At 33.4% G+C, this 13411-nt stretch carries 15 protein-coding genes; 7 read left to right on the forward strand and 8 right to left on the reverse strand.

All coding sequences use genetic code 11. The annotated features are described in order from the left end of the window. Positions 1-157: 157 nt before the first annotated feature. From RTY06_RS11190 to RTY06_RS11225, 8 genes are all read right to left on the reverse strand, one after another. Complete coding sequence (locus RTY06_RS11190; RefSeq protein WP_312824933.1) at positions 158-601, reverse strand: DinB family protein; 444 nt, start codon at positions 599-601, stop codon at positions 158-160. After that, positions 601-1767 (reverse strand): methylmalonyl-CoA mutase family protein, encoded by a 1167-nt coding sequence (locus tag RTY06_RS11195; RefSeq protein WP_312824934.1) that lies wholly within the window; start codon positions 1765-1767, stop codon positions 601-603. The genes RTY06_RS11190 and RTY06_RS11195 overlap by 1 nt, the downstream gene beginning before the upstream one ends. A 6-nt stretch (positions 1768-1773) precedes the next feature. Next, positions 1774-2124, reverse strand: a complete 351-nt coding sequence (locus tag RTY06_RS11200; protein WP_312824935.1) for an FtsB family cell division protein — start codon at positions 2122-2124, stop codon at positions 1774-1776. A 65-nt stretch (positions 2125-2189) separates the two neighbouring features. Continuing rightward, on the reverse strand, positions 2190-2807 hold the full coding sequence (gene udk / locus RTY06_RS11205; RefSeq protein ID WP_312824936.1) for a uridine kinase: 618 nt from the start codon (positions 2805-2807) through the stop codon (positions 2190-2192). A gap of 94 nt (positions 2808-2901) precedes the next feature. Further along, on the reverse strand, positions 2902-3501 hold the full coding sequence (locus tag RTY06_RS11210) for a hypothetical protein (protein ID WP_312824937.1): 600 nt from the start codon (positions 3499-3501) through the stop codon (positions 2902-2904). A 125-nt stretch (positions 3502-3626) separates the two neighbouring features. Further along, positions 3627-4211, reverse strand: coding sequence for a hypothetical protein (locus tag RTY06_RS11215; protein WP_312824938.1), 585 nt, complete (start codon positions 4209-4211; stop codon positions 3627-3629). Between the two features lie 9 nt (positions 4212-4220). Next, complete coding sequence (locus tag RTY06_RS11220) at positions 4221-4778, reverse strand: ElyC/SanA/YdcF family protein (protein ID WP_312824939.1); 558 nt, start codon at positions 4776-4778, stop codon at positions 4221-4223. A 66-nt stretch (positions 4779-4844) separates the two neighbouring features. Further along, entirely contained in the window at positions 4845-5972 is a 1128-nt protein-coding gene (locus tag RTY06_RS11225) for a 2Fe-2S iron-sulfur cluster-binding protein (RefSeq protein ID WP_312824940.1), read from the reverse strand. An 86-nt stretch (positions 5973-6058) separates the two neighbouring features. On the opposite strand from RTY06_RS11225, the gene RTY06_RS11230 reads away from it, so the two are divergent. The 7 genes from RTY06_RS11230 (at position 6059) to RTY06_RS11260 (ending at position 13386) form a co-directional block, all read left to right on the forward strand. Continuing rightward, complete coding sequence (locus RTY06_RS11230) at positions 6059-6694, forward strand: TlpA family protein disulfide reductase (protein ID WP_312824941.1); 636 nt, start codon at positions 6059-6061, stop codon at positions 6692-6694. A 13-nt stretch (positions 6695-6707) separates the two neighbouring features. Then, the gene (locus RTY06_RS11235; RefSeq protein WP_312824942.1) at positions 6708-7673 is read left to right on the forward strand and encodes an iron ABC transporter permease; all 966 of its coding nucleotides are present in this window, start codon (positions 6708-6710) and stop codon (positions 7671-7673) included. A gap of 83 nt (positions 7674-7756) precedes the next feature. Then, positions 7757-8704 carry an ABC transporter ATP-binding protein gene (locus RTY06_RS11240; protein WP_312824943.1) on the forward strand — a complete coding sequence of 316 codons (948 nt, stop codon included), beginning with the start codon at positions 7757-7759 and terminating at the stop codon, positions 8702-8704. A gap of 144 nt (positions 8705-8848) precedes the next feature. Beyond that, entirely contained in the window at positions 8849-9301 is a 453-nt protein-coding gene (locus RTY06_RS11245) for a MarR family winged helix-turn-helix transcriptional regulator (protein WP_116033760.1), read from the forward strand. A gap of 94 nt (positions 9302-9395) precedes the next feature. Beyond that, positions 9396-11768 carry a 3-hydroxyacyl-CoA dehydrogenase/enoyl-CoA hydratase family protein gene (locus RTY06_RS11250; RefSeq protein WP_312824944.1) on the forward strand — a complete coding sequence of 791 codons (2373 nt, stop codon included), beginning with the start codon at positions 9396-9398 and terminating at the stop codon, positions 11766-11768. A 40-nt stretch (positions 11769-11808) separates the two neighbouring features. After that, positions 11809-12165: a four helix bundle protein gene (locus RTY06_RS11255; protein ID WP_312824945.1), complete on the forward strand. Its 357-nt coding sequence runs from the start codon at positions 11809-11811 to the stop codon at positions 12163-12165. Between the two features lie 42 nt (positions 12166-12207). Then, positions 12208-13386, forward strand: coding sequence for an acetyl-CoA C-acyltransferase (locus tag RTY06_RS11260; protein WP_312824946.1), 1179 nt, complete (start codon positions 12208-12210; stop codon positions 13384-13386). Positions 13387-13411: the final 25 nt, after the last annotated feature.

The following is a 13411-nucleotide window of genomic DNA, read 5'->3' on the forward strand; positions in this document are numbered from 1 at the left end:
TTATTCTAAGATGGCAAATTATGAACAAAATATTTACCTCATAGGCACATAATTCTTTCAGAAAATATAGATTAAATAGTTTTTAAAAGTCTATTTTATCTTATAATAGAAAAGTATATCATTTTCTATGTGTCTATGTGGTTTGAAAATTTAATTATTATTTCCTTTTGTAAAAAATATAATCTGTATTAATCGGTTCCAATCCGACTTGCTTCATCAACATTGCAATCTGACCGCGATGATAAGTCGAATGATTGATAAAATGGAACAAAATCTCCAGAATCGAGTTTTGAAAATCATCCCCTTTTGAATTTCTGTAAGCGATGATTTCATCAAGATTTCTTTCGTTCAGAATTTTGATGCTATTTTCGAAATTAGATTGATTGATTTCCGAAAGTTTTTCATCAGGATTAATTTGCCAAACTCCGAATGATTCTTCAATAATAATTCTGGAATTCCAGATTTGTTGAGCATTGAGAATGTGATTAAGAAGCAAAGTCATTTTTTCATTAAAAGAATCTTTGTTCTCAAGATAAATCTTAATCAACAACTGATTAAAATGAGAATTATATTCTAATAAATCAATGAATTGCTCTTTCATTACTCAAACATTTTAGCCAAACGAACTTTCTTTATTTCATCAGCATTATAAAGTTCATCTATTGATTTTGTGGCATCTAATTTTGGATAAAGATTCACGCCAATCAATTTGATTTTGCCTTCTTCTACCCAACTTTGTTCTTTCACAGCGTGTTCAAAAATCATTTTCTGAATATCACCAGATTTTAAAAGTTCAAGATAACCTCCTTTTTCTTCGATTTCAAGGAATAATTTCCAAGATTTCTCAGCAAATTGTTGTGTAATATCTTCCACGAAATAACTTCCTGAAGTTGCATCTTCAAAAACATTAATGATACTTTCGTAAGCTAAAACAATCTGTTGTTTAAAAGAAATTTCTTTTGAAAGTTCTGACGAATTATCGAATTTATAATCATTAGAAAAAACCGCATCAGCTCCGCCAATCATTGCAGAAGCCAATTCCAGAGTTGAACGAATCAGGTTATTATCTGCGTCATTTTTAGCCTTATTTCTAAATGAAGTTTCAGCGAAAATGTATGGAATCAAATCTTTATCAAATTCCTTAGACAACTGATTGAACAGATATTTGAAAGCTCTGATTTTAGCAATTTCGAAAAAATAATTAGAACCAATAGCAAATCGGAAAACCAATTTTTCAAGAATCTCCGAACCGTATTTTTCTGTTAATTCTTTAGATTTTGCTAATGCAAAAGCCAATTGCTGAATGATTGAAGCTCCGGCATTTTGATGTAAACTAATATCAACACAAATCTGTCTTTCGAATGATTTTGACAATAACTCTCCGACCAAATGTTCATTGATTTCAGCATTTTTATCATCAGAAAAAACATCAATCAAAGAAAAATATCGATTAGATTCGTCAGCTAAAATATGTTCAGCTAAATCTGAATTATTGACAAAAATTGCTTTTTCTTCAAAGCCTTCAACATTCTCATTTAATAAAAATGCGAAAGCTTGTTCTTCCAAACCTTCTTGAAATTCGGCAACAAGATGTGTACTTTCTTCAACTTTTGGAAGGATTTCAGTCTCAAAATTATTTTGATAATATGGTTTTACAATAATGTTTTCCAGATTATCTTTAGATAGAATTTCATAAATATTTTCTGTTTTGAGTTGCTTTTTCACAAGCTGTTCCCAATCTTCCAACGTATTTTCTATGAAACTCATTTTGTATTATTTTTTAGCGATTTTAGAACTGTCAACTACCAATATAAAAATCTCCTCGTTCGGTTTTTTCATAAAGTAATTTTCACGAGCGTATTTTTCTTTTTCTTGTTTGTTATTCATCAGTTTACGGTAGAATTTGTCATTCTTTTCATATTCTGTTTTGTAGAATTCACGTTGGTTTTCGTAACGTCCGATTTCACCATTCAACTCATTGATAACCAGAAAAGATGTGCTGTCAAAAAATATCATCCAAATCAAAAATCCGGTCAATGTCAACACATATTTGTTGAACACATAAGTCTGGAAAAACTTAAGTGTTGGTGATTTTTTCTTGATATCTTTGATTAGTTCTTTCATAAAATAAATTTTTAAAACATTGATTTTAACTCTAAAATCTGATGTCTAACTTCTAACATCTATTTTTAATGAACCTTTTTAAGCGAATTGTTAATCACAGTCGTTAAGAAATCAATGGCGACAGAATTTTGTCTCATATTTGGAACAATCAAATCAGCTTCATTTTTAGAAGGTTCGATAAATTCCTGATGCATCGGTTTCAAAGTCGTTTGGTAACGGTGAAGAACTTCCTGCAAATCTCTTCCTCTTTCTTGTGTATCTCTGCGGATTCTTCGGATTAATCTTTCGTCAGAATCTGCGTGAACAAATACCTTCAGATTAAATTCTTTCAGTAATTCTTTATTCGTCAAAACCAAAATTCCCTCTACAATCAAAACGTTTTTTGGTTCTACAATAATATGATCTCCTGTTCTAGAATGTGTTACAAAAGAATAAATCGGCTGATCGATAGGCTGGTGATTTTTAAGTGCTTTTACGTGCTCCAGCAAAAGTTCGAAATCGATGGATTTTGGATGGTCATAATTCAGAACTTCTCTTTCGGACAAAGTTAGATTCTGATTATCGTGGTAATAATTGTCTTGAGAAAGAACATTCACGCCTTCTACATTCAGTTGTTGAAGAATTTTGTTAACCACGGTTGTTTTTCCGGAGCCGGTTCCTCCGGCAATTCCAATCACGAGCATCTCTACATTTTTTACAAAAATAGTATAATTTTTTTTTCGGACTCAAATTAAAAATTGATTTCACAAAAAAAGCTGTGATTTACAGCTTTCTTTATTATCGTCTTCCCGAATTGTTATTTCTAATCTGCGGTTGCGATTGTTCCCGATTCTGAGGTGTAACTCTGATATTATTTTGTGTATTTCTGGTCGGTTGAACTTGATTGTTATTTTGTTGAGTTCTCGTATTCGGCTGAACTCGAGTGTTATTGTTTTGTTGAGTCCTAACATTCGGTTGAACTCTGACATTGTTATTTTGCTGAGTTCTTACACTATTCGGTTGAACTCTGATATTATTGTTAGATTGAGTTCTCACATTATTTGATTGGATTCTTGTACCATTATTGGATGTAGAACGACCGTTATTTGGAAGTTTATTCTGCAAAGAACTTCTTCTTGGAGAAACAATTACAGTATTTCTGCTTCTATTATTATAATTGTAAACATTACCATTTCTGTAATAACTTCCGTTATAATCGTAATAAACTACATTTGGAGCGTACCAATAACCATCAGGCGATTGATAATAACCGTCTCTATAACCATCTGAATAACCTTGATAATAAGGGTCATTATATCCATAAGAATCTGTTGTTGCAACACACGAGACCAAACTCATTGCAAAAACTGTCATTAATATTTTGATTGAATTTTTCATTTCTTCGATTTTTATATTTTCCATAATATAAATTACAAAGAATCTGCCAAGATGGAATTAATTGTAAAATCATAGAATTATCTATATTATTTTCATCCAAAATACAACTTTTGTGAGACACTTTTTTAATAGACTATACAATTTTTAGATTTATAATAATATCCTAAGTCTTTTACTTTTGATAATGTTCTATTCTTTTGTACGGATACGATAAAAGCTTCTTTCGATTCAGGACAACTAACGTATTTGTTTACTTTAAGTTTATAGCCATAATCATTCCCTTTTGAAGACCGAGAATCAATATCATAATCATTAATACGAGCAATTAAAAAAGCTTCTTTTTCATTATCTATTTCTGCAATAAAATTGCTTAATTCTTCTGTATCTTGAACATAATACCAAAACTTATTTTTCAGATACAGAATTCTGTAATTACAATAACTTGGCTGACATCCTGAAAAGAATCCGTTTCCAGTTCTAACTTCGGGAATTGGAATTTGTTTTGCAAGTTCTGCATTACCCTTAGAAAATATTTTTTTAGGAGAAAAACCATACACATAATCAACTTGCCAATATTCCACACTTTTATTTGGAATTATAAACTTCAATAATTCCTCATCATATGTTTCTTGTTCTGGTAATTTGGTGAAACTTTCATTACAAGAATTTAGAAAAAATATTAGAGTTAATATGGAAATTACTTTATACATTAAAATCTCTTATTCCTCAGGAGAAATTCCCAACACATAATAAAAAACTGCCAAAACTCTGGCAAAGAATTCACGGGTATGATTTCTATAGAAACTCTCATTTTTGCTGACATCCTGCGCATCAAATCCAAGCGCGTTCATTCCGTTATTTCTGGCAAAAAACAAAGCTCTTAGATTATGAAAACCTTGTGAAACGATGATGACATTCTTCTGTTTGTAAATGTTTTTACAGCGAAGAATACTCTTATGTGTATTGAAACCTTTCGGGTCTTTGATAATGATATTTTCTGGAACGCCTTCGTTATAAACAAGAAATTTTGTCATTGCTTCCGTCTCATCATAATTTTCACTTTTCTCTCCGCTGACAATGATTTTTTTGATTTTTCCGTGGTGATAAAGCGTTCCAACAGCATCCATTCTCGCCACAAAATAAGGATTGGCAACACCTGAACGCATTTTCGGAGAAGTTCCTAAAACCAAAGCACAATCTCTTGGCGGAACTTTACTGATTTTCGTATATGTTCGTCCGCTCGTAAGGGCATAAACCCAGAAGTTTGCTAAAATCATCAGCAAAATTCCGAGTTCAAATAGTTTTAAAACTATTTTCGTAATATTTATTATCGCCTTGAGCATTTAATACAAATCAAAATCTAAAGATACATTTTTGCTCATTGCAACGGAAACGCAAGGCAATATTTTTCCCTGAAGTTTTTCACTTTCTGTCAAATATTCGTCTTCTGTCATATCTACTTCCCCATTTTTCAAATAACAAAGACAGCTTCCACAGATTCCCGATTTGCAGGAATATGGCAGTTTGTAACCCAAATCCAATAATTGCTGAAGGATTTTTCGTTCGTTATTTTTCAGAATAATTCCGTCTTTTTCAATATGATTGAATTTAATTTTGACATTTACATTTTCAATTAATGGAAACTCTTTTTCAGTCGGATAGATATCTTCATTAAAAGCTTCGAACAATTCAAAATGAATATTTTTTTTCGGAATTCCGTGATTGTAACAAGCATTTGCAACAGATTTTATCATTGCGCCGGGACCACAAATCAAAACTTTATCAGTGCTGTCCCAGATTGTAGATTCTTCATCATCTTCATCCAAATGCAGAATTTGATTAATAATAAGTGAAATCTTTTTTTCATCCAATCGTCCTTGGAATAATTGGTCTTTTACTTTTTCCTGAGACAAAAAATAAAACACTTCGAATCTGCCAAAATTTTCTTTCTGCAAATCTTCCAATTCCTGTTTCAGAACAACATCTTCGTAATTTTTATTTCCATAAAAAAGAAAGATTCTTGTGAATTGTTCTTCGTGAAGAATATTTTTAATATGACTAAAAATAGGTGTGATTCCAATTCCAGAAGCAAAAGCCAAAATTGTACGTTTTTCGTTTGGTCTTGAAGGAATGAAAAAACGTCCGAGAGGTTCGCTCACAGAGATTTCATCACCAATCTGATAACTTTCAAATAAGAAATTAGTTGAACTTTCGTCTCCATTGATTTTGATTGCTAACTCAATTTTGTTTTCAAAAGGAGCTGATGTAAACGAATAATCATTCTGAATTTCCTTTTCATTAAAATGATATTTCAACGTCACATATTGTCCTGCTTGGAACTGATAATGAGATTTCAACTCCTCGGGAATTGCCAATTCCAATGCAAAAGCATTTTTGGTCAATTGTCGTTTTTTAGCTATTTTTAGCCTGTGAAACTGAGGTTGATTCGCGATAGTTAATTGATTCTCCATTGTCAAAAATCAAATTTAATGAAAATTGAGAAAACAAAAAATCTAAATAGTCAAGCTTTACTTTCATTTTTAAATAAAATAAAACTATGAGAAAATTCCTGATATATTCCGTTTTGTCAATCAGCCTTTTAGCTTGTAAAAAGAACGATGAAAAAGTTGCTGAAACTGAAGCAAAAGAAGATTCGATACAAGTTGAACCTACAAAATCTGAAGCCGACGTTGCTGAACTAACAGAACTTTCTCCTGAAAAAATCTCGGAAGTTTTGAAATCTAATCATTCTGACACGCTTTATGTGACGAACTTTTTTGCAACTTGGTGTGGACCGTGTATGCAGGAGATTCCGCATTTCAGAAAAAAAATGGATGAATTGACTAATCAACCTGTAAAATTCACTTTCGTAAGTCTTGACAACAAAACAGATTGGGCAACCAAAGTCAGTGATTTTGCAGACGAATATGACATCAGAAAAAACGTAATTCTTCTTGACGGAATGCTTTTGAAGCAAGAGTTTTTCGCTCAAAATTTCCAATCTTGGAACGGAGAGGCAATTCCGTTTACCTTAATCAGAAAAGGCGATAAATCTGACGAAACTGTTGGTTCTATGACCGAAGAAATGCTGAATCAGAAAATCGATAAACTTTTGGCCGATAATTCTTCTGCAAAAGCGATTGATAATAAGGAAAAAGCAATGATTGCTAGTCCTAAAAAATCTTTGAAATAATAATTAAACCTTGATGAAGCGTTTTCCCGTTTTGGTAATTTTAATAGTCCTCTTTGCGATTATTGCGTTTTTCATCAATCTCAATATTGGTTTTGCAAAACTGAATTTTTCTGATTTTTTCAATTCCGAATCTGATAATTTTCAAATCGCTGGATTCAGAATTAATCGTGCTTTAGCAATGCTTTTGGCAGGAATTGCAATTCCAACAAGTGGATTTCTTTTGCAGGAATATTTCAAAAATCCATTGGCTGGACCAGATGTTTTGGGAATCACTTCGGTTTCCAGTTTATTTGTCGCATTTTACATTTTCTTTTCACAGAATATTCTGATTCCTGATTTTCTACAAAATAGTTTTATAAGCTTATCATCAATCGTTGGAAGTATTATTCTGATGATGATTTTGCTTTTATTTTCGAATCGATTTCGGGATAAAAGTTTCATTATTATTTTTGGGTTTTTGATTTCGGCTTTGGCTGGAGCTGTTGTTTCTTTTCTTCAGTTTTATGTGGAAAGTCAAAGTTTGAAAAATTACATTCTATGGACATTTGGAGCAAATAATCAAGCGAGTTTGATCCAGATTTCGATTCTTACAGTTTTGATTATTATTGGTTTGATTTTCACTTTCAAATCCATAAAACCATTGATTGGAAATGCTCTTGGAACAGCTTATGCACAAAGTTTTGGAATCAGTCAATCCAAACTAAAAATAAGCATTATTGTAGCTTCTTCCCTGCTTTCTGCTTCTGTTACAGCTTTTTTAGGACCGATTTTATTTATTGGAGTTGTCGTTCCACATTTTTGTAGAATGATTTGGAATCCTGCACAACTTTGGCATCAATGGATTCTGAATATGATTTTGGGTGTTTTTATAATGCAGGTTTTTTCGATTATTTCTGAGTTGAGCCAATTCCCAATTAATATTATTACGACGTTTTTTGGAATTCCTGTGATATTGCTGATGTTGATGAAGAAGGTTTAAAAAAGATTAAAACATAATATTGTCATTCTGAAGAATCTCAACAGTTTAGATTCCTACGGAATGACAAAAAGAGAATTAATACGATGAGTAATTTCTTAGAAATAAAACAAGCAACAATCGGCTACTCCAATCCTTTGGTTTCGGAGATTAATTCTTCTTTGGAATTAGGCGAAGTCTGTCTATTAATGGGAAATAATGGAATCGGAAAAACAACTTTAATCAAATCTATTCTTGGTCAAAATAAACTGTTGAAAGGCGAAATTTCTATCAACGGAAAATCGATTCAAAAACTGAATTCGAACGAAATAGCTTCTCAAATTGCAATCGTTTTTTCAAAAGCTGAAATTCCAGATAATTACACGGTTACAGATTTAATTTCGTTAGGGAAATACATTCATTATCCTTATTATTTTAAATTGAATGAAACTGATAAACAAGAAATTTCAGAAATCATCAATAAACTTAATCTAACAGAATATCAAAATAAAAAACTCACCGAATTATCAGACGGAAATCTCCAAAAAGCCTTTATTGGAAGAGTGTTGGCTCAGAATTCTCCATTCATTATTTTGGATGAACCAACAACGCATCTTGATGAAGAAAATAAACTGATGATTCTCTCACTTCTCAGAAATCTCGCCAAATCTGAAAACAAATTAATTCTTTTCTCTTCCCACGATTGGCGATTGGCAAAGGAATTTTCCGATAAAATCTTGTGGATAAAAGATAAAAAACTCATCAGCGGAATTTCAGAAGAAGTTATTCTAAACAATCCCGAATTGATTACACCAAAGATTTTAGAATTTAACCAAACCTTTCACGCTCCTGAAATTGATGCGCCGAAATTGGAAAAAGAAATGATGTTTTCTTATCTCCAAAAAAACTTCTCTCAAGATTTACGAAAAATCAAATTGACGTTTAAAAATGATTTTTGGGAACTAAATTCGGAGGGTTTTTATGATAATTATCATAATTTATCCGAAATTAAACAGTCTCTGCAAACATTGATTAAAACAAGCAATTTTAACTAAATAGATTTTTATCAATTTTATTTAATAAGATTTGCATAATAATTAATCAATTATAAATCAACAAATTAAACAACTCAACAACAAAATACTATGCATGCATAGTATTTTTTTTATATTTGTAAAAAGCACTTCAATATGCTAGTTATGGAAAAGAAAAATTCAGAAAAAGTCGAAAGTGTTGACTTGATGTTAAAGTCGGCTTGGTTAGCGGTCTCGAAGATGTACTCGGACCAAGCTTCCCTGTACAATTCAACTGCAGTTCAAGCACTTACATTACTTAAAATTGACCCAAAAGAAGGAACAAGAAGTACGAATCTTGGTCCCAAAATGGCAATTGAACCTACTTCTTTGACGAGAATCATCAAACTACTCGAAGACAATGGTTATATCTACAAAGAAAAAACCACAACTGATAAACGAGAAGTGATTATAAAACTGACGGAAAAAGGAGTCAACTCCAGAAATCTTTCAAAAGAAGTTGTAGTTAATTTCAATAAAAAAGTGGTTGAAAGAATTGCTCCAGAGAAATTTGAAGTTTTCAAAGAAGTAATGACAGACATCTTAAAAATCGCGAACGAACTTAATCATAAGAAATAATTATCAAGAAAGATAAACTCTCGCTGATTAAGCAAATAAATCTTTGAGAGAAAAACTCTTCTGTAAAATATTAAATCATAAAATAATTCTAATAATGAACAGAAAAATAAAACACGTTACAGTCCTCGGCTCCGGCGTGATGGGTTCCGGAATTGCTTGTCATTTAGCGGGTAACGGCATTCAGGTTTTGATGTTGGATATGCCTCCGAAAGATTCGGAAAACGCCGACAAAAAAACAAGAAACAGCGTTGCACAAGGTCATCTTAACAACGCTTTGAAAAGTAATCCTTCACCAATCTATGACAAATCTTTCGCTTCCAGAATTACAGTTGGAAACTTTGAAGATGATTTGGAGAAAATCAAAAATTCGGATTGGGTCATTGAAGTGATTGTTGAAAGATTGGACATCAAACAATCGATGTTTGAGAAAGTGGACAAACTTCGTAAAGAAGGAACTTTGGTAACTTCTAACACATCAGGAATTCCGATTCACTTGATGTCGGAAGAAAGGTCAGAGGATTTCCAGAAACATTTCTGTGGAACGCACTTCTTCAATCCACCGAGATATTTGAAATTATTTGAAGTGATTCCAGGTCCGAAAACGGATCAATCTGTGATTGATTTCTTTATGTCTTACGGCGAAAAATTCCTTGGAAAAACCACCGTTCTTTGTAAAGATACACCGGGATTTATAGGAAACAGAATCGGTGTTTACTCGATGGCAAAGATTATGGAATTGACTGAAGAAATCGGTTTAACGATTGAAGAAGCCGATTCTTTGACTGGAGATTTATTGAATCGTCCAAAAACCGGAACTTTCAAATTGGGAGATTTGGTTGGCTTGGATACGGCTTTCAATGTAACAAAAGGACTTCAAGCGAATCTTAAAGACGATGAAATGGTTCAGGCGCTTATAGATTCCAAAACTTTGAATTTCCTTATTGAAAATAAATTCCTTGGCGATAAAACTAAAAAAGGATTTTATTATAAAGAAAAAGATGCCGGTGGAAATGTGAATCGTTTCGTACTTAATTATGAAACGCTTGGCTACGAACCGACAAAACAGCCGAAACTTTCTATTGTTACAACTGCGAAAGAAGCAGGAAGTTTGAAAAACCGTTTACCGATTTTGTTGAAAGACCAATCCAAAGCCGGAGAATTGATTAGAAAACATTTCGCTTCATTGTTCGCTTACGTTTCTCAAAGAGTTCCGGAAATCACGGATGTGTTCTACTCTATCGATGACGCAATGAAAACCGGTTACGCTTGGAAATATGGACCATTCGAAAACTGGGATTTCGTTGGAATCCAAAAAGGAATTGACTTAGTTGAAAGTGAAGGTTACAAAGTTGCAGATTGGGTAAAAGAAATGCTGGCTTCTGGAAACGAATCTTTCTACAAGTTGGAAAACGGGAAACAATTATTCTACAATCAGAATACGAAAACTTACGAGCCAATTCCTGGTCAGGATGCTTTCATTATTCTTAATAATATCAGAAAAGAAAAAACAGTTTGGTCTAATTCCGAATCGGCTTTGATTGACCTTGGCGATGGTATTTTGAACTTCGAATTCCGTTCAAAAATGAATTCTCTTGGAGGAGGCGTTTTGGAAGGGCTTAATAAATCCATTGACATTGCTGAAAAAGATTACAGAGGTTTGGTTGTAGGAAATCAAGCTGATAATTTCTCAGTCGGCGCTAATCTAGCAATGGTAATGATGATGGCAGTTGAACAAGATTGGTACGAATTGAATATGGCAATCGCAATGTTCCAGCAGACTTCTATGAAACTGAGATATTCATCAATTCCTGTAATCGCTGCTCCTTTCGGAATGACACTTGGCGGTGGCTGCGAATTCTCTATGCACGCAGACAAAATCGTTGCTGCAGCAGAAACTTACATCGGTCTGGTTGAAGTCGGTGTTGGTTTGATTCCTGGCGGTGGCGGAACTAAAGAATTTGCACTAAGAGCCTTGAAAGGAACACTTCCTGATGATGTTAAAACCAATCATTTGAGAAATTACTTTATGAATATTGCAACAGCAAAAGTGGCAACTTCTGCTCACGAAGCAAAGCAAATGGGAATTTTGACAGACAAAGATATCATAGTTGTAAACAAAGACAGACAAATTGCTGAAGCAAAACGTCAAGCAATTGTTTTAGATGAATTAGGATACACACCACCGGTTCCTGAGAAAGTTAAAGTTCTTGGAAATGAAGCAATGGGAATGTTCTATGTTGGAACTGACCAAATGGTTGCAGGTGGTTACGCATCAGAACACGACAGAAAAATCGCTAACAAAATCGGTTATGTTATGACCGGCGGTAATCTTTCTGAACAGACAGAAGTTTCTGAACAATATTTATTGGATTTGGAAAGAGAAGCGTTCCTTTCACTTTGTGGAGAAAGAAAAACTTTAGAAAGAATCCAAACGATGTTGACAACAGGGAAACCGCTTAGAAACTAAGGATTTGTAAAAAGTAAAATGTATTAACGTAAAAAGTATTATGCACAATTTCAGAGAATTAGAAGTTTGGAAAAAATCAATTGCTCTTTGCAAAACATATTATTTTCTTTCAAAAAACTTCCCAAAAGATGAGCTGTTTGGAATTACTTCGCAATCAAGACGTTGCTTGTATTCAATACCTTCAAATATTGCAGAAGGAGCTGGAAGAGACACAGATGCTCAATTTTCTAACTTTCTAAATATAGCTTTAGGTTCTTCTTTTGAATTTGAAACTCAAATTATTATTGCAAAAGAGTGTGAATTCTTTCCATTAGAAAATTTTGAAATTGTGCTCAAAGAAATTCATCATATTCAGAATATGATAGCCAAATTAAAACAAGTTTACGGTAATAAATAAAAATACATTTTACATTATACTTTAATACAAAATACAACTAAAATGAACGAAGCATATATAGTAACAGGATACAGAACAGCAGTTGGTAAAGCTCCGAAAGGTTCTTTGCGTTTTACACGTCCGGATGATATGGCGGCAACTGTAATAGAACGTCTGATGAAGGATGTTCCAAATCTTGACCCAGCTCGCATCGATGACTTAATCGTCGGTTGTGCAATGCCGGAAGCAGAACAAGGACTGAATGTCGCAAGACTGATTTCATTAATGGGATTAGATACTGATAAAGTTCCGGGTTTAACAGTGAACAGATATTGTGCATCGGGTTCAGAATCAATTGCGATTGCAGCAGCAAAAATCAAAACCGGAATGGCAGAATGTATCATCGCAGGCGGTGCAGAAAGTATGTCTTATATCCCAATGGGGGGGTACAAGCCGATTCCGGATACGGATTTAGCTAAATCAAATCCCGATTATTATTGGGGAATGGGATTGACAGCAGAAGCGGTTGCTAATGAGTTTAAGGTAAGTCGTGAAGAGCAAGACCAATTTGCATATAATTCTCATCAGAAAGCAATTAAAGCGATACAGGAAGGAAAATTTGAAAATCAGATTGTTCCAATTGATGTGAAATATAATTTCCTTGATGAGAAGGAAAAAATTCAGACCAAAGAATATGCATTCAAACAAGACGAAGGTCCAAGAGCTGATACTTCAATCGAAGCTTTGGCAAAACTTCGTCCGGTTTTCGCAGCGAATGGTTCTGTAACAGCAGGTAATTCATCTCAAACTTCTGACGGCGCGGCTTTCACAATGGTAATGTCCGAAAGAATGGTCAAAGAATTAAATCTGACACCGGTTGCAAGACTTCTCTCCTACTCAACTGTCGGAGTTCCGCCAAGAATTATGGGAATTGGACCAATGTACGCCATTCCAAAAGCTTTGGAACAAGCTGGACTTAAACAATCGGATATCGATTTATTTGAATTGAATGAAGCTTTTGCTTCTCAATCCGTTGCCATTTTAAGAGAATTGAACATCAATCCTGAAATCGTAAACGTAAACGGAGGAGCAATTGCACTTGGACACCCACTTGGTTGTACAGGAACTAAATTAACTGTTCAACTTCTTGACGAAATGAAACGCAGACAAAACAAATACGGCGTTGTGACAATGTGCGTTGGAACAGGTCAAGGCGCAGCAAGTGTATTTGAATTGCTTTAAGACTAAGAGATAATAGACTGATAGA

This window comes from Epilithonimonas sp. (genome assembly GCF_032055105.1).
In the GTDB taxonomy this organism is placed as follows: Bacteria; Bacteroidota; Bacteroidia; order Flavobacteriales; family Weeksellaceae; genus Epilithonimonas.

Excerpts from the sequence above, each read along its gene's own strand:
- RTY06_RS11190 (WP_312824933.1), bottom strand. The coding sequence starts at position 601 with ATGAAAGAGCAATTCATTGATTTATTAGAATATAATTCTCATTTTAAT.
- RTY06_RS11195 (WP_312824934.1), bottom strand. The coding sequence starts at position 1,767 with ATGAGTTTCATAGAAAATACGTTGGAAGATTGGGAACAGCTTGTGAAA.
- RTY06_RS11200 (WP_312824935.1), bottom strand. The coding sequence starts at position 2,124 with ATGAAAGAACTAATCAAAGATATCAAGAAAAAATCACCAACACTTAAG.
- udk (WP_312824936.1), bottom strand. The coding sequence starts at position 2,807 with ATGCTCGTGATTGGAATTGCCGGAGGAACCGGCTCCGGAAAAACAACC.
- RTY06_RS11210 (WP_312824937.1), bottom strand. The coding sequence starts at position 3,501 with ATGAAAAATTCAATCAAAATATTAATGACAGTTTTTGCAATGAGTTTG.
- RTY06_RS11215 (WP_312824938.1), bottom strand. The coding sequence starts at position 4,211 with ATGTATAAAGTAATTTCCATATTAACTCTAATATTTTTTCTAAATTCT.
- RTY06_RS11220 (WP_312824939.1), bottom strand. The coding sequence starts at position 4,778 with ATGATTTTAGCAAACTTCTGGGTTTATGCCCTTACGAGCGGACGAACA.
- RTY06_RS11225 (WP_312824940.1), bottom strand. The coding sequence starts at position 5,972 with ATGGAGAATCAATTAACTATCGCGAATCAACCTCAGTTTCACAGGCTA.
- RTY06_RS11230 (WP_312824941.1), top strand. The coding sequence starts at position 6,059 with ATGAGAAAATTCCTGATATATTCCGTTTTGTCAATCAGCCTTTTAGCT.
- RTY06_RS11235 (WP_312824942.1), top strand. The coding sequence starts at position 6,708 with ATGAAGCGTTTTCCCGTTTTGGTAATTTTAATAGTCCTCTTTGCGATT.
- RTY06_RS11240 (WP_312824943.1), top strand. The coding sequence starts at position 7,757 with ATGAGTAATTTCTTAGAAATAAAACAAGCAACAATCGGCTACTCCAAT.
- RTY06_RS11245 (WP_116033760.1), top strand. The coding sequence starts at position 8,849 with ATGGAAAAGAAAAATTCAGAAAAAGTCGAAAGTGTTGACTTGATGTTA.
- RTY06_RS11250 (WP_312824944.1), top strand. The coding sequence starts at position 9,396 with ATGAACAGAAAAATAAAACACGTTACAGTCCTCGGCTCCGGCGTGATG.
- RTY06_RS11255 (WP_312824945.1), top strand. The coding sequence starts at position 11,809 with ATGCACAATTTCAGAGAATTAGAAGTTTGGAAAAAATCAATTGCTCTT.
- RTY06_RS11260 (WP_312824946.1), top strand. The coding sequence starts at position 12,208 with ATGAACGAAGCATATATAGTAACAGGATACAGAACAGCAGTTGGTAAA.